At 62.6% G+C, this 20326-nt stretch carries 16 protein-coding genes; 9 read left to right on the top strand and 7 right to left on the bottom strand.

Going from position 1 to position 20326, the window contains the following annotated elements; genetic code table 11:
- The first annotated feature begins 360 nt into the window (after positions 1-360).
- Positions 361-1788, top strand: a complete 1428-nt coding sequence (gene arcD, locus ACIPQ1_RS08695; protein ID WP_250963239.1) for an arginine-ornithine antiporter — start codon at positions 361-363, stop codon at positions 1786-1788.
- Between the two features lie 149 nt (positions 1789-1937).
- On the opposite strand, the gene ACIPQ1_RS08690 is transcribed toward arcD, so the two are convergent.
- The 7 genes from ACIPQ1_RS08690 to gap form a co-directional block, all read right to left on the bottom strand.
- The gene (locus ACIPQ1_RS08690) at positions 1938-3284 is read right to left on the bottom strand and encodes a CoA transferase (protein ID WP_446533949.1); all 1347 of its coding nucleotides are present in this window, start codon (positions 3282-3284) and stop codon (positions 1938-1940) included.
- 35 nt (positions 3285-3319) lie between these two features.
- Entirely contained in the window at positions 3320-3763 is a 444-nt protein-coding gene (locus ACIPQ1_RS08685) for a YbaN family protein (RefSeq protein ID WP_446533948.1), read from the bottom strand.
- A gap of 162 nt (positions 3764-3925) precedes the next feature.
- Complete coding sequence (locus tag ACIPQ1_RS08680; RefSeq protein ID WP_446533947.1) at positions 3926-4516, bottom strand: biliverdin-producing heme oxygenase; 591 nt, start codon at positions 4514-4516, stop codon at positions 3926-3928.
- A 150-nt stretch (positions 4517-4666) separates the two neighbouring features.
- Positions 4667-7261: a TonB-dependent receptor gene (locus ACIPQ1_RS08675; protein ID WP_446533946.1), complete on the bottom strand. Its 2595-nt coding sequence runs from the start codon at positions 7259-7261 to the stop codon at positions 4667-4669.
- Between the two features lie 119 nt (positions 7262-7380).
- Positions 7381-8286 (bottom strand): FecR family protein, encoded by a 906-nt coding sequence (locus tag ACIPQ1_RS08670; RefSeq protein WP_446534043.1) that lies wholly within the window; start codon positions 8284-8286, stop codon positions 7381-7383.
- A gap of 129 nt (positions 8287-8415) precedes the next feature.
- A complete protein-coding gene (locus tag ACIPQ1_RS08665) occupies positions 8416-8928 on the bottom strand; it encodes an RNA polymerase sigma factor (RefSeq protein ID WP_053119086.1) in 513 nt (170 codons plus the stop codon).
- 216 nt (positions 8929-9144) lie between these two features.
- Positions 9145-10146 carry a type I glyceraldehyde-3-phosphate dehydrogenase gene (gene gap / locus ACIPQ1_RS08660; RefSeq protein ID WP_003184623.1) on the bottom strand — a complete coding sequence of 334 codons (1002 nt, stop codon included), beginning with the start codon at positions 10144-10146 and terminating at the stop codon, positions 9145-9147.
- Between the two features lie 230 nt (positions 10147-10376).
- Here gap and edd point away from each other — a divergent pair, with 230 nt between their 5' ends.
- The 8 genes from edd (at position 10377) to ACIPQ1_RS08620 (ending at position 20326) form a co-directional block, all read left to right on the top strand.
- The gene (gene edd, locus ACIPQ1_RS08655) at positions 10377-12203 is read left to right on the top strand and encodes a phosphogluconate dehydratase (protein ID WP_186709232.1); all 1827 of its coding nucleotides are present in this window, start codon (positions 10377-10379) and stop codon (positions 12201-12203) included.
- Complete coding sequence (locus ACIPQ1_RS08650; protein ID WP_250963233.1) at positions 12200-13159, top strand: glucokinase; 960 nt, start codon at positions 12200-12202, stop codon at positions 13157-13159. The genes edd and ACIPQ1_RS08650 overlap by 4 nt, the downstream gene beginning before the upstream one ends.
- Before the next feature lie 183 nt (positions 13160-13342).
- A complete protein-coding gene (locus ACIPQ1_RS08645) occupies positions 13343-14074 on the top strand; it encodes a response regulator (RefSeq protein ID WP_186709230.1) in 732 nt (243 codons plus the stop codon).
- Positions 14064-15533: an ATP-binding protein gene (locus tag ACIPQ1_RS08640; RefSeq protein WP_186709229.1), complete on the top strand. Its 1470-nt coding sequence runs from the start codon at positions 14064-14066 to the stop codon at positions 15531-15533. Before ACIPQ1_RS08645 ends, ACIPQ1_RS08640 begins: the two co-directional genes overlap by 11 nt.
- A gap of 225 nt (positions 15534-15758) precedes the next feature.
- Positions 15759-17018 (top strand): D-mannose isomerase, encoded by a 1260-nt coding sequence (locus ACIPQ1_RS08635; RefSeq protein ID WP_411386689.1) that lies wholly within the window; start codon positions 15759-15761, stop codon positions 17016-17018.
- Between the two features lie 116 nt (positions 17019-17134).
- Positions 17135-18436, top strand: a complete 1302-nt coding sequence (locus ACIPQ1_RS08630) for an ABC transporter substrate-binding protein (protein ID WP_411386690.1) — start codon at positions 17135-17137, stop codon at positions 18434-18436.
- Positions 18437-18579: 143 nt separating this feature from the next.
- On the top strand, positions 18580-19488 hold the full coding sequence (locus ACIPQ1_RS08625; protein WP_003198535.1) for a carbohydrate ABC transporter permease: 909 nt from the start codon (positions 18580-18582) through the stop codon (positions 19486-19488).
- Complete coding sequence (locus tag ACIPQ1_RS08620) at positions 19481-20326, top strand: carbohydrate ABC transporter permease (protein WP_003198539.1); 846 nt, start codon at positions 19481-19483, stop codon at positions 20324-20326. Before ACIPQ1_RS08625 ends, ACIPQ1_RS08620 begins: the two co-directional genes overlap by 8 nt.

The raw sequence follows: 20326 nt of genomic DNA, 5'->3' as shown, positions 1-20326 counted from the left end.
ATGCAGGAGAAGAGAGTCAACAGGCTAAGTCGATTTGAAGTTTGAATAGCTGATCTGGATCAGTGCATGACAACATTCCGTTGTTAATGAAGGAGTTGAAGCGTCCATTAGGGGTTTTAATTGCTCGAGAGGCCCATTCCAGGTGGTCTTGGCAAAAATGGCGATAATCTGCGCTCTCACAGGATTATTCACGCTAGTTGATTTCCGCTGAGTCGCAACTATTTTGTAGTTGGCTGTTCTGGCACTTTTTATTTAGCGCGATTGAATAAGGGCCAGTAAATAAGGCAACGGAATTTGCACGGTAGGCGTTATTCAAAAGCGCTATTGGGCTTTTATTTAATTATTAAATAGCGAGGCGAAATGTCGCCACCGATTGAAAAATTGCCGCTGGGCGCGTTGGTCGCACTGGTGGTGGGGTCGATGATCGGTGGTGGGATCTTTTCCCTGCCGCAAAACGTCGCGGCTCAGGCCGATGTCGGGGCGGTGTTGATCGGTTGGGCCATCACCGCCGTCGGCATGCTGACCCTGGCCTTCGTGTTCCAGACCCTGGCCAATCGCAAACCGGCATTGGACTCGGGCGTGTATGCCTACGCCAAGGCCGGGTTCGGTGACTATATGGGCTTCTCGTCCGCCTGGGGTTACTGGATCAGCGCCTGGATGGGCAATGTCGGTTACTTCGTGCTGCTGTTCAGCACGTTGGGGTATTTCTTCCCGGTGTTTGGCCAGGGCAATACGCCGGTGGCCATCGGCTGTGCATCGTTGCTGTTGTGGGCCGTGCATTTCCTGGTGTTGCGGGGCATCAAGGAGGCGGCGTTCATCAACCTGGTGACCACCGTGGCCAAGGTCGTGCCGCTGTTGATGTTCATTGTCCTGGCGGCCGTGGCCTTCAAGGCCGAGGTGTTCACCCGCGATATCTGGGGCACGATGAGCCCGGACCTGGGCAGCGTGATGGACCAGGTGCGGCACATGATGCTGGTCACGGTGTTCGTGTTCATCGGTATCGAGGGCGCCAGCGTGTATTCGGCGCGGGCCCGGAAACGTGCGGACGTAGGGCGGGCGACGGTGATCGGTTTCCTCGGTGTCCTGGCGTTGCTGGTGCTGGTGAATGTGTTGTCCCTGGGCGTCATGAGCCAGCCGGAATTGGCGCAGTTGCAGAACCCGTCACTGGCAGGCGTGCTCGAGCACATTGTCGGGCCTTGGGGCGCATTGGCGATCAGCCTGGGCTTGGCGGTGTCATTACTGGGGGCGCTGCTGTCCTGGGCGCTGCTGTGCGCCGAGATCCTCTACGCCACCGCCCGGGACAAGACCATGCCGGCATTCCTGACCAAGGAAAATGCCAACCATGCGCCGGTCAATGCGCTGTGGTTGACCAATGGCATGATCCAACTGTTTTTGCTGATCACTCTGTTTTCCGCCGGCACCTACACCAGCCTGATTTATCTGGCCTCATCGATGATCCTGGTGCCCTACTTGTGGTCGGCCGCTTATGCGGTGCTGCTGTGCGTCCGGGGGGAAACCTACGAACGAGCCTCGGCCCAGCGCATGAAGGATCTGTGCATCGGTGGCGTAGCCCTGTGCTATGCGGTGTGGCTGTTGTACGCCGGCGGGTTGAAATACCTGCTGCTGTCGGCGTTGTTGTATGCACCCGGAGTGATCCTGTTCGCCCAGGCCAAGCGGGAACAGGGACAGCCCTTATTCACCGCTGTGGAAAAAGGTGTTTTTGCCTGTGTGCTGTTTGGCGCGGGTGTAGCGGCGTATGGGTTGTACAGTGGATTTTTGGCGTTGTGAGGTTCACCGCAATGCCAAGGCGAACCCCCTGTGGCGAGGGAGCTTGCTCCCGCTGGGGCGCGTAGCGGCCCTGTTTTTCTGGGGCTGCTGCGCAGCCCAGCGGGAGCAAGCTCCCTCGCCACAGGGGCAGTTTTAACCGGTAGCGAGCGTCACCACCGTGCCCGATGCGCCCCCAGCTCAGCCGCCGGCAAAGTCCATTGCAGCGGCGTCCCGGTGATCTTCAAGGGCACCTGCAGGCGATGGGCTGGCCCCCATGGCGTCTGTTCGACGACCAACCCGTGATCATCTTCGGCCTCGGCCCGCAATGGGGTCGGGTCGCCGGCGCCACGTTCGATCAGCAGCTTCGCCGTGCGCGCTAGTGACAAGCGTGCCGAACCGCCGCGACCATTTTCCAAGCGCCGGGACAGCAGCACCAAGGCGCTGGCCGCCAGCAGATAGCCGGTGCCATGGTCCAGTGCTTGCACCGGCAGCGGTGTCGGTTTGTCGGTGTGTTTCCAAGCCATGCCGGCTTCGGCAATGCCACTGCTCATCTGCACCAGGCTGTCGAAGCCGCGCCGGTTCTGCCAGGGGCCGCTCCAGCCGTAGGCGTTGAGGCTGACGTCGATCAGGCCCGGAGCCAGTTTACTGCGCTGTTCGGCGTCGTAGCCCAGGCGTTCCAGAGCGTCGGCACGGTAGCCGTGCAGGAGGATGTCGGTGTCCTTGAGCAATGCCTCGAACGCCGCGCGATCATCGGCTCGATGCAGGTCGAGGCGGGCGCAGCGTTTGCCCAGGGTGACTTCCGGGACCACGCCGGGTTCGTTCCAGGTTGGCGGGTCGATGCGCAGCACGTCGGCCCCGAGGCCGGCGAGGAAGCGGCTGGCGACGGGGCCGGCCAGTACGCGGGTCAGGTCCAGGACCTTGAGGCCCGCCAGTGGCTGGGTCACGGAGCCAGGCCAGGGTTTGTGCTGTCCTGCAGTGGTTTCACTCAGATGCACCAGCGGCTCGGCATGCACCGCCATGCCTTGAGGGTGAGTTTGCCAGGCCTGCCACGAACGCATCTGGGCAGCGCAACCGCCGGCGTCGACCACGGCTTGCTCCAGCTCGGCCTTGTTCCAGCGGGCGACCCTGGCCGCCATGTCGGTGCGGTCGGTGCAGGTGCCGAGGACTTTTTCCGCCGCCAGGCGATGATGCAGCGCGTTGGTGTGCAGGCGAATCCAGCCGTCGGCGCAGGCATAGTCGCCGGCCACCGGGTCCCACATCGGCGGCACACTCCAGCCGATGGGGCGCAGGGAAGTGGCGAACCAGAACGATGCCAGGCGTCGGTCGACCTCGACGGGGGGCTGGCGGCCGGTGTGATGGTGGATGAGCGCGGCGGTCGCCTGGCCGGCCACGGCGATGCTGGCGCTGGCCAGCTCCGTGACGGCGAATGCCGAGGGCAGGGCGCCTTCGCCGCTGAAGGTGATCGGGGTCGTGGGCAAGCCGAGCGCGGCTTGCATGGATGTGAGTAGATCTGCCATCGAAAGCCCCTCCTGAACCAGAGGGCGAGCATAGATCAAAAATCCGTTGGGGGCCGCTTTGCGGCCCAGCGGGAGCAAGCTCCCTCGCCACGAATACCTCGCGCTTGTTCCGGCCGCGACCAGATCCACAGGTTGCCCAGGACCATGCCGGCGAGCGCCAGGTAGACCGGCCAGCCGTGGTCGAGCAGCACCAGCATCAGCCCGGCACACAGCAGCATGCTGGCGCTGGCACCGACCTTGGCCCGGCGCGGGATAACCTTGCCGTTGCGCCAGTTGTGCAGCATCGGCCCGAACAGCCGATGGTTCTCCAGCCAGGCGCTCAGGCGCGGCGAACTGCGGGTCGCGGCCCAGGCGGCCAAGAGGATGAACTCGGTGGTCGGCAGTCCCGGCACGACGATGGCGACCAGGCCGATGGCCAGGCTGGTGTAGGCGAGCAGGGCGAAGAGCAGTTGGGTGAGTTTCGAGGGCGTGCGGCTCATCTATTGATATCCAACATGCGCTTTACCTTGTGGGAGCGAGCTTGCTCGCGATAGCGGTGTGTCAGGCGCATGTAGGTCGACTGATCTGACGCCATCGCGAGCAAGCTCGCTCCCACACGGGTTTATGCATTGACCATGAATCTCCTGTGGGAGTGGTGTGAATCAGGCCAACTCGGTCGCGTAAGCCTGTTCCAACAGCACCGTGAAGCGGTTAAAGGCATCCAGCGCGCCTTTGTCCGCCTCGGCTTCCTGTTGTGCGGTGAAGGTCAGGCCATCGAGGGTGCGGGTGAAGGTTTTCCAGCCTTCGGCGCGTCCGCCGGCGGGTTCGGCCAGGTGCCGGGCGCCGAAGGTTTCGCTCAGCCCCAGGCCTACGGCACGCTTGATCAGGAAGGCGGCGCCGAGCTTGGAGCCTTCGGAGACGAACAGCCAGCCCAGGGCTTCGGCCTGGGTCGGGTTTTTCACCGCACCGGCCACCGGCCCAGGGACTTCGGTGTCCAGGTCGGCGAGATCCGCCTTGGCTGCGTCGGCACGGCAGCGGGACGGCAGGTCGGGAATCAAGGCGGCCAGTTCGGCGTCGTTGTACAGCGCCACCAGTTCCGACTGGAACAGGTACTGGGCGACGACGAAACGGGCGAAGCTGGCCGGGGTGTCGAACGGGGCGTGGGCCTTGACCAGCGCATCGAGCTTGCCGTGGGGCTCGTGGGTGATCTGGTTCAGGCGTTGGGAACGTGAAGCGGGACGTTGTGTGGTCATGAAAAAATTCCTTCGAGTTGGAACATTGTGGCGAGGCAGCTTGCTCCCGCTCGGTTGCGCAGCGACCGCAAGTTCTTGGGACTGCTGCGCAGTCCAGCGGGAGCAAGCTCCCTCGCCACAGGGCATTTGGCTTGCCGACAAAAATCTTGGTCAGATATCCCAGATCAGGTTCACCGCGAAGTTACGCCCGGGCGCCGTCAGGCGATCGAGGTTGGCGGGGCTCAGCACGGCCGCTTCGCCGACGCTGTCGTAGCCGCGCACGTCATCCCACAGCCAGTATTTCTTGTTGGTGAGGTTGTAGAGGCCGCCGCTGACGGTCACGTCGCCGGTCACCTTGTAGTAACCCGTCAGGTCGAGGATGCCGAAGCCTGGTGTCTTGAATTGGCTGCTCACGCCATCAGGCGAGTTGAAGTTGCTGTCGTCGACGCGGTCCTTTTTCTTGACCAGGGTCCAGCTGAGCAAGGTGCCGAACTGCTCTTGGTCGTAGCCCAGGCCGAACACGCCGGTGAGCGGGTTGATGCTGTTGAGCGGTTCGCCCGTGTCGTTGTTGCGACCGTAGAGGTAGGCCACCGAACCCTGGGTGTAAAGGCCTTTTGGCGCACCCAGCACATCAAGGTCCAGGCGCCCCTTGGCTTCGACGCCCTTGATGGTGGCGTGCTTGATGTTGTTGCTCTGGAAGGTCAACTGGTCGTCGCCGGGGGTGATGGCGTCCTCGTTGATGAAGTCGCGGTACTTGTTGTAGAACACCGCCACGTCGAACGAACCGGAATCGAAACGGCCACGCAGGCCGGTCTCGTAGCCCTGGCTTTTTTCCGGTTCCAGATCGGGGTTGGGTTCTACGCTATAGCCGGCGCCGGGGTTGTCGAAACGACCATACAAAGCCTTGGCGGTCGGGGTACGAAAGCCTTCGGCGTACTGGCCGTACCAGGTGTACTCATCGCTCAGGGCGTAGGTCACGCCGAACTTGGGCGAGACGCGATGCCAGGTCTTGTTCTTGCCGCTGACTGTGCCGCCGCCGGTAGGGTCCACGGTACTGAGGAATTCCTCGGTCAGGTGCGGCTTGAGCCGGGTGTAGTCGTAGCGCAGGCCGGGGGTGAAGGTCCATTTGTCCCAACTGATCTGGTCCTGGGCGAACAGGCTGTAGGTGTTGATGGTCGGGTCGGGGAAGTCACTGGCTTTTGCCAGCACGTCCCGGGTGCTGATGGCGCCCACCGCCGAGCAACCGACGCCGACCGCCAGGCACACGCCATTGCCGCTACGCGAGCCGGTGACTTTCTGTTGCTTGAGGGTGGTGCCGTAGGTCAAGGCGTGGTCGGTGTCGGCGACGCTGAAGGCCTTGTCCAGTTGCGCATCGAAGACCCACTGCTTCTCTTCGTAGAGGGTCTCCCGGGTGCGCAGGACCTGGCGGGTGATCGGGAAATAGAACTCGGCGGTGCTCTGGTCGGTCTTGGCGACCTGGTGATTCAAGCTCCACTTGACGTGATCGGCCAGCGGGCTGTCGAGGGCGAAGCTGTGTTCCAGGCCGAAACGCTCGCGGGTGATGGTGTCGTTGCCGGTGCGCCACTGGTACATGCCACCGGGCAGTACGAAGTCGGGAATCGCCGGCTGGCCGTTGGCGTAGGGGCCGCCATAGGCGCTTTTCAGGTCGCTGTCGCGGTCGTCCTTGTATTTCTCGTAGACCAGGCCAAGGCGTGCGTCATCGCGATAGTTCCAGCCGAGCTTGGCCAGCACGTTGTAGGTGCGCACGTCTTCAGGGTTGGCGGCGGTGCGGTCCAGGCCGGTGCCGTTGTGGCTGCCGTAGGACTCGGTTTCGTGGCCGTCACGCTGGCTATAGTGCAGCAAGCCATCGACTGGGCCGCTACGGCCGGCGACGGTGGCGGACTTGAGCCAGCTCTCGTCGGCGGAGCTGTAGCCGGTCTTCAGGCGCGCGCCGACGTCCTCGCCCGGCTTGATGATGTCGTCCGGATCGAGGGTGAAGTAGCTGACGGCACCGCCAATGGCATTGCTGCCGTACAGCACCGAGGCCGGGCCGCGGAGGATTTCCACGCGCTTGATGATTTCCGGGTCGACGTAGTTGCGCTGGGTCTTGGCGTAGGGGCCGTTGAAGAACCCGCCGGGTATTTCCACGCCGTCGACCTGGGTCAGGATCCGATTGCCATCGATGCCGCGGATGTTGTAGCCGCTGATGCCGCCGCGCTGGCCCGCGCCACCCACCGATACGCCCGGTTCATAGCGCACCAGGTCCTTGAGGGTATTGACGTTGTTGCGGTCCAGCACCTGGCGGTCGTGGACGGTGACCGTGCTCGGTACGCTGGTGATGTCCTGTTCCTGGCGGGTGGCACTGATGGTCACCTGCTGCAGTTCCAGCGCGCTGCCGCGGCTGCGTTTTTCCAGGACGATGCTGTTGTCGCCCAGCTTGCGATAGCTCAGTTGGGTCCCCGCCAGCAGGCGTTCCAGGGCTTTTTCCGGCGGCAGCGAGCCGTTCACCCCTGGCGATGCGACGCCTTCGGCCAGTTCCGCCGGCAGGCCGACCTGCCAGCCGGTGACCGCGGTGAATGCATTCAGGGCCGAGACCAGGGGTTGCCGGGCGATGGCAAAGGTGTAGTCGCCCATGTTGCGTGCAGGGGGCTGCACGGTGGTGGCGGCCAGGGCGAGCGGCGCGGTGCCGGCCATCAGGATGGCGGCGGTGAGCAGTGACAGCGTGCAAGAAGGGGCAAGAAACCGGCAAGTAAGGCGAGAGGACATCGATAGCGCTCCGTGTCGCATCTGTTATAGGTGCAGATTCGCATGGCTAGATGCGAATCAATTGCATTGGCTATAACGAGACGAACCAGCGAAGCCTATCGAGTAAAAATAATTCTCATTTAGTTCAGAATCACCAGCGCCGGGAATTCCTGTAGGCGCGCGGAGGTGATGTGGGCCAAGGAACGGACCACGTCCAGCGGCTGATCGAGGCGGTAATTGCCGGTCACCGCGACGTTGGCCAACTGTTCGTTGCTGTTGATGATCCAGCCGGGGTAGTAGCGGCGCAGCTCGGCCAGTACCTGGCTCAGCGGCCGGTTCTCGAACACCAGTCGACCCTGGACCCAGGCCAGCTCGGTGCTGGCATCGAGCCGGGCCGGGTGGTCGAAGCCGTTGGGGCCGATGCGGATGCTTTCCCCGGCCGACAGCCGCACATGGGTGTCGTTGCGGTTGGCCCGCAGGTCCACATCGCCGCGCTGCACCTGGACCTGGGCCACACCGTCGAGGTAACGCACGGCGAAGGTGGTGTCGCTGACGCTGGCGGTGACCGGGCCGGCATCGATTTCCAGCGGCAGGGTGCGGTTGCCCGGGACTTCGAAGAAGGCCTCGCCTTTGTACAGGCGCGCCACGTGCCGTTGTTCGTTGAACGTGCTGGAGAAGGCCGAATCGGTGTTGAGCAGGACCTTGGAACCGTCCTCCAATTGCAGGCGCTGGCGCTCACCGACCACGGTCAGGTGATCGGCCTGGAGATGCAGAGGCAGGTCGCTGAAGTTGAACAGGCCGAGAAACAGAACAGCGGCGGTGGCCAGGGGTTTCCAATGGGCACGCAGGCGCGACAGCGCGGTGACCTTGGGCGCGGTTTCCAGCCGGCGGGCACTTTCCAGCACCTGCGGGCCGTTCCAGATCGCCTGGGCCCGGGCAAACGCTTCGCCGTGACGTGGATCGGCCGCCAGCCAGGCCTGGAACTGCCGCGTCTGTTCCGCGCTGGGGCTGTCCAGCAGGATCAGCCAGTCCAGCGCCTGCTCCATGGCATGGGCGGTTTCCGGCGTCGGCTCAGGAGAAGGGGAGTAGTCCGTCACGGTGGGTTCTCTTATTAGCGGCCCGCACAAGCTACAAGCCGCAGGCAGTAGGAGGCAAGCCTGTACGCAGCGTGAAGTTCATAGGTTGCGTTCCGCCACACCCACACAGATCGCCATGATCAGCTTCAGTTCCTTCTGCACGGTGCTCAGGGATACACCGAGCCGTTCGGCGATTTCCTGGTAACTGTGGCCATGCAGGCGACTGAGAATGAAGATCTGCTGTTGTCGCGGGCTCAGGGCTTGCAAGCTGACGTCCAGGCGCTCGAGCAGTTGCTGGGCATGGGCGGCGTCCTCGGCACTGCTCTGGGGGGCGACGACGTTGTGGACGACTTCCAGCGGTACGTCGTCCAACAGCGTTCGGGATTGGATGCGCCGGGCACGCAGATGGTCCAGCGCCAGGTTGCGGGCGGTTTGGAAAACAAAGGGTTCGAGGTGCTCGACCGTACGTTCGGCCAATGCTCGGGTGACGCGCAGGTAGGTTTCCTGAAGCAGGTCTTCGGCGGTACTGGGGTTGCTGACCATGCGCTCGAGGGTGCGTAGCAGCGGCGTGCGCTGGGCGAGGAAGACATGATGAAAGCGCGATTGACTCACGGTAGGGCCCGATCCGGTTCTAGCAGATGATAATGCTTATCATCTGCGTGACGGGTCAAGCCTTCATTTCATCGATGTTGTAACCCTGTGGGAGCGAGCTTGCTCGCGATGACGGAGTGTCAGTCGCCATTGATGTTGGCTGATACACCGCTTTCGCGAGCAAGCTCGCTCCCACAGAAAAGCGCCCACAGAAAAGCTCAAGAACTACCGTGGCAGTTACTCGGCGTTACACAACGCCAGGCAGTTATCCAGCATGCGGTTGGAGAAGCCCCATTCGTTGTCATACCAGGCCAGCACCTTGAGCAGCTTGCCGCTGGCCTTGGTGTGGTTGGCGTCGAAGATCGACGACAGCGGGTTGTGGTTGAAATCGCTGGAGACCAGCGGCAGGGTGTTGTAGCCGAGGATCTTCGAATGCTGGCTGGCATGGCGCAGCAGTTCGTTGACTTCTTCGGCCGAGGCTTCGCGCTTGAGCTGCACGGTGAGGTCGACCAGGGAGACGTTGATCACCGGTACGCGCACGGCCATGCCGGTCAGCTTGCCTGCCAGTTCCGGCAGCACCAGGCCCACCGCTTCGGCGGCGCCGGTCTTGCTCGGGATCATGTTCTGGGTGGCCGAACGGGCGCGGTACGGGTCGCTGTGGTAGACGTCGGTCAGGTTCTGGTCGTTGGTGTAGGCATGGATAGTGGTCATCAGGCCGCTTTCGATGCCCAGCTCGCGGTGCAGCACCTGGGCCACCGGGGCCAGGCAGTTGGTGGTGCACGACGCGTTGGAGATGATCTGGTGGGACTGGCGCAGGATGTCATGGTTCACGCCATACACGACGGTGGCATCGGCGCCCTTGGCCGGGGCCGAGATGATCACCTTGCGGGCGCCGGCGCTGATGTGCGCGGCTGCCTTGGCACGGTCGGTAAACAGACCGGTGCATTCGAACACGACGTCGATTTTCTCGGCGGCCCAGGGCAGTTCGGCCGGGTTGCGGATGGCGCTGACCGAGATGCGGTCGCCATTGACCGTCAGGCTTTCGTGATCGTGCTGGACGTCGGCATCGAAGGTGCCATGCACGGTGTCGAACTTGAGCAGATGGGCATTGATTGCACTGTCACCCAGGTCGTTGATGGCGACGATCTGCAGGTCGCGACGGTAGCCTTGGGTATACAGTGCACGGAGGACGTTGCGGCCGATGCGGCCAAAACCATTGATTGCGATTCGAAGAGTCATTAACTGCGCCGCCGTCGATTTGTTGTTGGAATTACAAGATTATTCGCATAAAAATAGAAAACAAGCCTTTTTAGTGGCAATATTTTGTTTTATCTACAACGAGTGACCTGAATCAACTGGTCCGAATGGTCAAAAACCGTCTGTCGCCTCGCCTTCCACACGGCGTGCAGCGGGCTTTTGACCAGCATAGACAATCAGGTCGCCACATCCGTTAGCCTGGAGTTCTACACATGCATCCCCGCGTTCTTGAGGTCACCGAACGGCTTATCGCCCGCAGCCGCGCCACGCGTGAGGCTTACCTTGCATTGATCCGTGGTGCCGCCAGCGACGGTCCGATGCGTGGCAAGCTGCAATGCGCCAACTTCGCTCATGGCGTGGCCGGTTGCGGCACCGAAGACAAGCACCATCTGCGGATGATGAACGCCGCCAACATCGCCATCGTGTCGTCCTATAACGACATGCTCTCGGCTCACCAGCCCTACGAAACCTTCCCGGAACAGATCAAGAAAGCCCTGCGCGAAATCGGCTCGGTCGGCCAGTTCGCCGGTGGCACGCCGGCGATGTGCGACGGCGTGACCCAGGGCGAGGCGGGGATGGAACTGAGCCTGCCGAGCCGCGAAGTGATCGCGCTGTCCACGGCGGTGGCGTTGTCCCACAACATGTTCGACGGCGCACTGATGCTCGGCATCTGTGACAAGATCGTTCCGGGCCTGATGATGGGCGCGCTGCGCTTCGGTCACTTGCCGACGATCTTCGTGCCCGGCGGGCCGATGGTCTCGGGCATTTCCAACAAGGAAAAAGCCGACGTGCGCCAGCGTTACGCCGAAGGCAAGGCCACCCGCGAAGAGCTGCTGGAATCGGAGATGAAGTCCTACCACAGCCCCGGCACCTGCACCTTCTACGGCACCGCCAACACCAACCAGTTGTTGATGGAAGTGATGGGCCTGCACTTGCCGGGCGCCTCGTTCGTCAACCCGAACACGCCGCTGCGCGATGCCCTGACCCGTGAAGCGGCGTTCCAGGTGACGCGCCTGACCAAGCAAAGCGGCAATTTCATGCCCATCGGCGAAATCGTTGACGAGCGCTCGCTGGTCAACTCCATCGTCGCGCTGCATGCCACCGGCGGCTCCACCAACCACACCCTGCACATGCCGGCCATTGCCATGGCGGCGGGTATCCAGCTGACCTGGCAGGACATGGCCGACCTCTCCGAGGTGGTGCCGACCCTGAGTCACGTCTACCCGAACGGCAAGGCCGACATCAACCACTTCCAGGCGGCGGGCGGCATGTCGTTCCTGATCCGTGAGTTGCTGGAAGCCGGTTTGCTTCACGAAAACGTCAACACCGTGCTCGGTCACGGCCTGAGCCGCTACACCCAGGAGCCGTTCCTCGAGGACGGCGAGCTGGTATGGCGCGACGGTCCGATCGAAAGCCTCGACGAAAACATCCTGCGCCCGGTGGCCCGCGCCTTCTCGCCAGAAGGCGGGTTGCGGGTGATGGAAGGCAACCTCGGCCGCGGCGTGATGAAAGTCTCGGCCGTGGCCTTGGAAAACCAGGTGGTCGAGGCCCCGGCCATGGTCTTCCAGGACCAACAGGACCTGGCGGACGCCTTCAAGGCCGGCCTGCTGGAAAAAGATTTTGTCGCGGTGATGCGCTTCCAGGGCCCGCGCTCCAACGGCATGCCGGAGCTGCACAAGATGACGCCATTCCTCGGTGTGCTGCAGGATCGCGGCTTCAAAGTGGCGCTGGTGACCGACGGGCGCATGTCCGGCGCATCGGGGAAAATCCCGGCGGCCATCCATGTCAGCCCGGAAGCTTATGTCGGTGGTGCGTTGGCCCGGGTGCAGGAGGGCGATATCATCCGTGTCGATGGCGTCAAAGGTACCTTGGAACTGAAGGTGGACGCCGAGGAATTTGCCGCGCGCACGCCGGCCAAGGGCCTGTTGGGCAACAACATCGGCACTGGTCGCGAGCTGTTCGGTTTCATGCGCATGGCCTTCAGCTCGGCGGAGCAGGGCGCCAGCGCCTTCACTTCTGCCCTGGAGACGCTTAATTGAAACTGGCTTTGGTCGGTGACATCGGTGGGACCAACGCACGCTTCGCGCTGTGGAAAAATCACACCCTGGAAAACATCCAGGTGCTGGCCACGGCGGATTACGCCTGCCCGGAAGATGCCATCGAGGTTTACTTGAGTGGCATGGGCCTGAAGCCGGGCGCCATCGGTTCGGTGTGCCTGTCGGTGGCGGGTCCGGTGAGCGGCGATGAGTTTCGTTTTACCAACAATCACTGGCGCTTGAGCAACCTGGCGTTCTGCGAAAGGTTGCAGGTGGAGAAGCTGTTGCTGGTCAACGATTTCTCGGCCATGGCCCTGGGCATGACTCGCTTGCGTCCCGATGAATACCGGGTCGTGTGCGAAGGCACCCCGGAGCCGATGCGCCCGGCGGTGGTGATCGGGCCGGGCACCGGGCTGGGCGTCGGTACGCTGTTGGATCTGGGTGAGGGCCGGTTCGCCGCGTTGCCGGGGGAGGGCGGCCATGTCGACCTGCCCATGAGCAGCCCGCGGGAAACCCAGTTGTGGCAGCACATCTACAACGAGATCGGCCACGTCAGCGCCGAAACCGCTTTGAGCGGCAGCGGTTTGCCTCGGGTGTACCGGGCCATTTGCGCCGTGGACGGCCATGTGCCAGTGCTCGATACCCCCGAATCCATCACCGCGGCCGGCCTGGCTGGCGACCCAATCGCTTTGGAAGTATTGGAGCAGTTCTGTCGCTGGCTGGGGCGCGTGGCGGGCAACAATGTGTTGACGCTGGGCGGACGCGGCGGCGTCTACATCGTCGGTGGCGTGGTCCCGCGCTTTGCCGATTTCTTCCTCGAAAGCGGTTTCGCCAAGTGCTTCGCCGACAAGGGTTGCATGAGCGATTATTTCAAGGGCATTCCGGTCTGGCTGGTGACCGCGCCATACTCCGGCCTGATGGGCGCGGGCGTGGCGTTGGAGCAATCCGCCGCAGCTTGAAGTTTGAAAATGTCCCCCCCTGTGGGAGCGAGCTTGCTCGCGATAGCGGCCTATCAGCCAACATCAAGGTGACTGGCACTCCGCTATCGCGAGCAAGCTCGCTCCCACAAGGTTTTGCAGTGTGTTTGTAGAACCCGTCCATCAGGCATAATCGCCCCCATCCAAACAACAAGGACGAGGCCCGTGAGTTCAGTAAACAAATCGATTTTGTTGGTCGACGACGACCAGGAGATTCGCGAGCTGCTGGACACCTACCTCAGCCGTGCGGGTTTCCACGTGCGGACCACGCCCGACGGCGCCGGGTTTCGCCAGGCGTTGAACGATGCACCGAGCGACCTGGTGATCCTCGATGTCATGCTGCCCGATGAAGACGGCTTCAGCCTTTGCCGCTGGGTTCGCCAACATCCACGCCAGGCGCATGTGCCGATCATCATGCTCACCGCCAGTTCCGACGAGGCCGACCGGGTCATCGGTCTTGAGCTGGGCGCCGATGATTACCTGGGCAAACCCTTCAGCCCGCGTGAACTGCAGGCGCGCATCAAGGCGCTGCTGCGCCGGGCGCAATTCGGCCAGGAACGCGCCGGCGGCGAAGTGCTGGCCTTCGATGAATGGCGGCTGGACATGGTCAGCCATCGGCTGTTCCATACCGACGGTGAAGAAGTGATTCTCTCCGGTGCCGACTTCGCTTTGCTCAAGTTGTTTCTCGACCATCCCCAGGAAATCCTCGACCGCGACACCATTGGCAACGCGACCCGTGGCCGTGAGCTGATGCCCCTGGACCGGATCGTCGACATGGCGGTCAGCCGCCTGCGCCAGCGCCTGCGTGACACCGACAAGCCGCCGCGGCTGATTCGTACGGTGCGGGGCAGCGGTTACCAGCTGGCGGCCAGTGTGGTTGCCAGCAATGGTCATTGACGGGATCAAGAAAATCGCCCGGCGGGTACCGGTGCCACGCTCGTTGCTGGGCCGGATGTTGTTGCTGACCTTGCTCGTGGTGCTGTTCGCCCAGACCCTGTCCAGCCTGATCTGGGTTTCGCAATTGCGCGCGACTCAGCTCGAAGGCCTGGTCACCAGCGCCCGCAGCCTGGCCCATTCGATGACCGCCAGCGTCAGTTATTTGCGCTCGCTGCCCGTGGCGTACCGGCCGTTGGTGCTGGACCAGTTGCGCAGCATGGGCGGCACGCGGTTCGTCGTCACCCTCAACGACAAACCCCTGGGCATGGACGTGCTGCCAGTGACGCCGCGCAAGCAGGCGGTGCTCACGGCCGTGGATGAAGTGCTGCGCCGCTCCTTGGGTCATAACGCCGACATCTCGGTGACGTTCGTCAGCCCCGACGACCTGCGGATTTTCAATGCCGGGCTCAAGCTCGATGAACTGCCTCGTTCGTGGGCCCACTATGCCCTGACCCTGGAGCCGGTAAATCCACCGGTGCTGGTCACGCAAATCCAGATGGCGCCGGGTGAGTGGCTGTACATCGCCTCGCTGCTGCCCGAACCCTACACCAGCCTCGAAGAACAAGACCTGCCCAAGCAACAGGTCGGTTTCATCGTGCTCACCAGCAGCCTGTTGTTGCTGTTCATCGGCTTGCTGGTGCACTGGCAGAGCCGGCCCCTCAAGCGATTGGCCCGGGCCGCGCGGGACATGTCCCTGGGTGCCGAGGTGGAGCCGGTGGCCGAGGGCGGCGGCAGCGAAGTGGTGGAAGTGGGGCGGGCGTTCAATGCCATGCGCGAACGCATCAGCCGTTACCTGACGGAGCGCAGCCAGTTGTTCAGCGCGATTTCCCACGACTTGCGTACACCGATCACCCGATTGCGGCTGCGGGTCGAGCTGCTGGAGGACGAAAACCTGCAAGCCAAGTTCGGCCGTGACCTGGATGAACTGGAGCTGCTGGTCAAAGGCGCGCTGCAATGCGTCAAGGACACCGACATCCACGAGAACATCGAGCCGGTGGACCTCAATCATGTGCTCGATTGCCTGGTCGAGCCGTACCTGGCGCCCAACGGCAATGGCCGGGTGACCCAGGATGGCCGGGCGCTGGCGCCGTATCCCGGCAAGCCGCTGGCCCTCAAGCGCTGCATCGGTAACCTGATCGACAACGCCTTGAAGTACGGACAGAACGCCCACCTGCACATTGATGACGATGAAACCGCGTTCATCCTGCACGTCGACGACGAAGGGCCGGGTGTGCCGGAACAGCGCCTGGAGCAAGTTTTCGAGCCGCATTTCCGTCTCGCCGGGCAACAGCAGGGCTATGGCCTGGGCCTCGGTATCGCCCGCAACATTGCCCACAGCCATGGCGGCGAGGTGAGCCTGCAGAACCTTCGTGAAGGGGGGTTGCGGGTGACGTTGCAGTTGCCTCGTAGTGTGGATTAGCAACACCGCGTTATCGTTCTTCGCGAGCAGGCTCGCTCCCACAGGGATTTTGTGAACGCCGAAGATCCAGTGTGGGAGCGAGCCTGCTCGCGAAGGCGCCAGTCGCCTCAACGCATCTCTCAAGGAATGTCACAACTCGGTGACATAACTCGCCCCTTTCGTTACCTGCCACTCGCCCTCCCTTGTTTAGACTCCCTGCGTCAAAACAACAAAAAAGGTACTCCGATGGACACCTTCCAACCGGCCTTCAGCAGTTGGCTGAACGCCCCTGCCCACCAGCGTTGGCTCGCCGATGAAGGCGTGCGGCTGCTGGCGTTCGCCAAGGCCTCGAAGCTGCCGGACGGCTTTGGCAACCTGGATGAGCTTGGGCGCCTGCCGGCCGATGCCCGGGCCGAAACCATGAACACCGCGCGCATGACCCACAGCTTCGCCATGGCCCACATCCAGGGCTTGCCGGGTTTCGCCGAGCTGGTGGACCACGGTATCCAGGCCCTCAACGGCCCCTTGCGCGATGCCGAGCATGGTGGCTGGTTCGCCACGTCGCAACCCGATGCGGACAGCACCGGCAAAGCCGCCTACCTGCATGCCTTCGTCGCCTTGGCAGCCAGTTCCGCGGTGGTGGCCCAGCGTCCCGGCGCCCCTGCGTTGCTGGACGAAGCGGTGCGGATCATCGACGCGCATTTCTGGTGCGAAGAAGAGGGCGCCATGCGCGAATCCTTCAACCGCGACTGGCGCGAGGAAGAGGCCTATCGGGGCGCCAACAGCAACATGCACGCCACCGAAGCCTTTCTCGCCCTGGCCGATGCCACCGACGATCCGCGTTGGCTGGCCCGCGCCCTGCGTATCGTCGAGCGGGTGATCCATGACCATGCCGCCGCCAACGACTACTTGGTGGTGGAACATTTCGATCGCCATTGGCAGCCACTGCGCGACTACAACCAGGACAATCCCGCCGATGGTTTTCGCCCCTACGGCACCACGCCCGGCCACGGCTTCGAATGGGCGCGGTTGTTGCTGCACCTTGAAGCGGCGCGGGTGCAGATTGGCATGCTGACCCCGGGTTGGCTGGCCCAGGACGCGCAAAAACTCTTCGACCAGAACTGCCGCCACGGCTGGGACGTCGATGGTGCGCCGGGCATTGTCTACACCCTGGACTGGGACAACCGCGCCGTGGTTCGCCACCGCCTGCATTGGGTCCACGCCGAAGCGGCGGCCGCGGCCAGCGCCTTGCTCAAGCGCACCGACGAGGCGAAATACGAAGCCTGGTATCGGCGTTTCTGGGAGTTCTGTGACAAGCATTTCATCGATCGCTGCAACGGCAGTTGGCATCACGAACTCGATCCGCAGAACCGCCCCAGCGCCGATATCTGGCCGGGCAAGCCGGACCTGTATCACGCCTGGCAAGCAGTCCTGATTCCACGCCTGCCCCTGGCACCGAGCATGGCGTCAGCCCTGGCGCGGTTATCCAGCCCTGCACCTGTGTAACCATGTCGTGACATTTGCACGTCCCTTCGTTACCTGCGAAGGGATTCCCTCTGATTAGAATCCATGCAGCGCAAGCTCCAGACTTGCATGCATAACAACAAGAAAGGTAATTCTAGATGAATGCGATTTCTCGCCTCGCTACTGTCATTTCTCTTGCTTCCCTGCTTCCCGTCGCAGCATTTCCCGTCACTGCCCTTGCCGCCGAATCCAAAGGTTCCGTGGAAGTCGTCCACTGGTGGACGTCGGGTGGCGAAAAAGCCGCGGTCGATGTGCTCAAGGCCCAGGTAGAAAAAGACGGCTTTACCTGGAAGGACGGCGCTGTCGCCGGTGGTGGTGGTTCCACTGCCATGACCGTACTCAAGAGCCGTGCCGTGGCCGGCAACCCACCGGGTGTCGCCCAGATCAAGGGCCCGGACATCCAGGAGTGGGCGTCCACCGGGCTGCTCGACACCGACATCCTCGAGGACGTCGCCAAGGCCGAGAAGTGGGACAGCCTGCTCGACAAGAAAGTCTCCGATACCGTGAAGTACGAAGGTGACTACGTCGCCGTGCCGGTGAACATCCACCGCGTCAACTGGCTGTGGATCAACCCGGAAGTCTTCAAGAAAGCCGGCATCACCAAGAACCCGACCACCCTTGACGAGTTCTACGCGGCTGGCGACAAGCTCAAGGCGGCGGGTTTCATTGCGCTCGCCCATGGCGGCCAGCCTTGGCAGGACAGCACCGTGTTCGAAGCCGTGGTGCTCTCGGTCATGGGTGCCGAGGGCTACAAGAAGGCCCTCGTCGACCTGGACAACAAGGCCCTGACCGGTCCGGAAATGGTCAAGGCGCTGACCGAGCTGAAGAAAGTCGCGACCTACATGGACGCCGACGGCAAGGGCCAGGACTGGAACCTCGAAGCAGCCAAGGTCATCAACGGCAAGGCCGGCATGCAGATCATGGGTGACTGGGCCAAGAGCGAGTGGACCGCCGCGAAGAAAGTCGCCGGCAAGGACTACGAGTGCGTGGCCTTCCCGGGCACCGACAAGGCCTTCACCTACAACATCGACTCCCTGGCGGTGTTCAAGCAGAAGGACGCAGGCACTGCGGCGGGCCAGCAGGATATCGCCAAGGTCGTGCTGGGTGAGAACTTCCAGAAAGTCTTCAGCATCAACAAGGGCTCGATCCCGGTGCGCAACGACATGCTGGGCGACATGGCCAAGTACGGTTTCGACTCCTGCGCCCAGACCGCGGCCAAGGACTTCCTGACGGACGCCAAGTCCGGCGGCTTGCAGCCGAGCATGGCGCACAACATGGCGACCACGCTGGCGGTACAGGGTGCGTTCTTCGATGTGGTGACCAACTACATCAACGACCCGAAAGCCGACCCGGCCGATGCTGCCAAGAAATTGGGTGCAGCGGTTCAGTCAGCCAAGTAATTAGCGCCGCGGTCCCTTTGTGGGAGCGAGCTTGCTCGCGATAGCGGAGTGTCAGGTAGCAGATGAGTCACTGACACACCGTCATCGCCAGCAAGCTCGCTCCCACAGAGGGATACCCCTGTAACCTTGTTTTGGATCTTCCCATGAGTTCTGTTGCTGTGTTCAGCAAGGCCTCGCCGTTCGATGCATTGCAGCGCTGGCTCCCGAAACTGGTGCTGGCGCCGAGCATGTTCATCGTTCTGGTGGGCTTCTATGGCTATATCTTGTGGACGTTCGTCCTGTCGTTCACCACTTCGACGTTCCTGCCGAACTACAAATGGGCAGGCCTGGCGCAGTATGCGCGGCTGATGGACAACGACCGCTGGTGGGTGGCGAGCAAGAACCTGGCGCTGTTCGGCGGCCTGTTCATTGGCATCACCCTGGTGATCGGCGTGCTGCTGGCCGTGTTCCTGGACCAGCGCATTCGTCGCGAAGGTTTCATCCGCACCATTTACCTGTACCCGATGGCGCTGTCGATGATCGTCACCGGTACGGCCTGGAAATGGCTGCTCAACCCGGGCATGGGCCTGGACAAATTGTTGCGTGACTGGGGCTGGGAAGGCTTCCGCCTGGATTGGCTGATCGACCCGGACCGCGTGGTGTATTGCCTGGTGATCGCGGCGGTGTGGCAAGCGTCGGGTTTCATCATGGCGATGTTCCTGGCCGGCCTGCGGGGTGTCGACCAATCGATCATCCGTGCCGCCCAGATCGATGGCGCGAGCATGCCGCGCATCTATTGGAAAGTGGTGCTGCCGAGCCTGCGCCCGGTGTTCTTCAGCGCCGTGATGATCCTGGCACACATCGCGATCAAGAGCTTCGACCTGGTGGCGGCGATGACAGCCGGTGGCCCGGGTTATTCCTCCGACCTGCCTGCCATGTTCATGTATTCGTTCACCTTCAGTCGCGGCCAGATGGGCATGGGCTCGGCCAGTGCAATCCTGATGCTCGGTGCGATCCTCGCGATCATCGTGCCTTACCTGTACTCCGAGCTGAGGACCAAGCGTCATGACTAGTCTCGCTGCCAAACCCTCCATCAGCCTGAGTCGCATCGCGATCTACGCGGTGCTGATCCTCGCCGTACTGCTTTACCTGGTGCCGTTGGTGGTCATGCTGTTGACCAGCTTCAAGACGCCGGAAGACATCAGCACCGGCAACCTGCTGAGCTGGCCGACCGTGGTCAGCGGCATCGGTTGGGTCAAGGCCTGGGCCACGGTCGACGGCTACTTCTGGAACTCGATCAAGATCACCGTCCCGGCGGTGCTGATCTCTACCGCCATCGGTGCCTTGAATGGCTACGTGTTGTCGATGTGGCGCTTCCGCGGTTCGCAGCTGTTCTTCGGCCTGTTGCTGTTCGGCTGCTTCCTGCCGTTCCAGACCGTCCTGCTGCCGGCCTCGTTCACCCTTGGCAAGATGGGCCTGGCCAGCACCACCACCGGTTTGGTGTTCGTGCACGTGGTCTACGGCCTGGCATTCACCACGCTGTTCTTCCGCAACTACTACGTCAGCATTCCCGATGCGCTGGTGAAGGCGGCGCGACTGGACGGTGCGGGTTTCTTCACCATTTTCCGGCGGATCATCCTGCCAATGTCGACCCCGATCATCATGGTTTGCCTGATCTGGCAGTTCACGCAGATCTGGAACGACTTCCTGTTCGGCGTGGTGTTCTCCAGCGGTGATTCGCAACCCATCACCGTGGCGCTGAACAACCTGGTCAACACCAGTACCGGGGCCAAGGAATACAACGTGGACATGGCGGCGGCGATGATCGCCGGGCTGCCGACCCTGCTGGTCTATGTGGTGGCAGGCAAGTATTTCGTGCGCGGCCTGACGGCCGGCGCAGTCAAGGGGTAA

It is taken from the genome of Pseudomonas sp. LARHCG127 (genome assembly GCF_052871455.1).
Note: the sequence above shows the minus strand (reverse complement) of the source record. Positions and strands in the feature narration are given on the sequence as shown.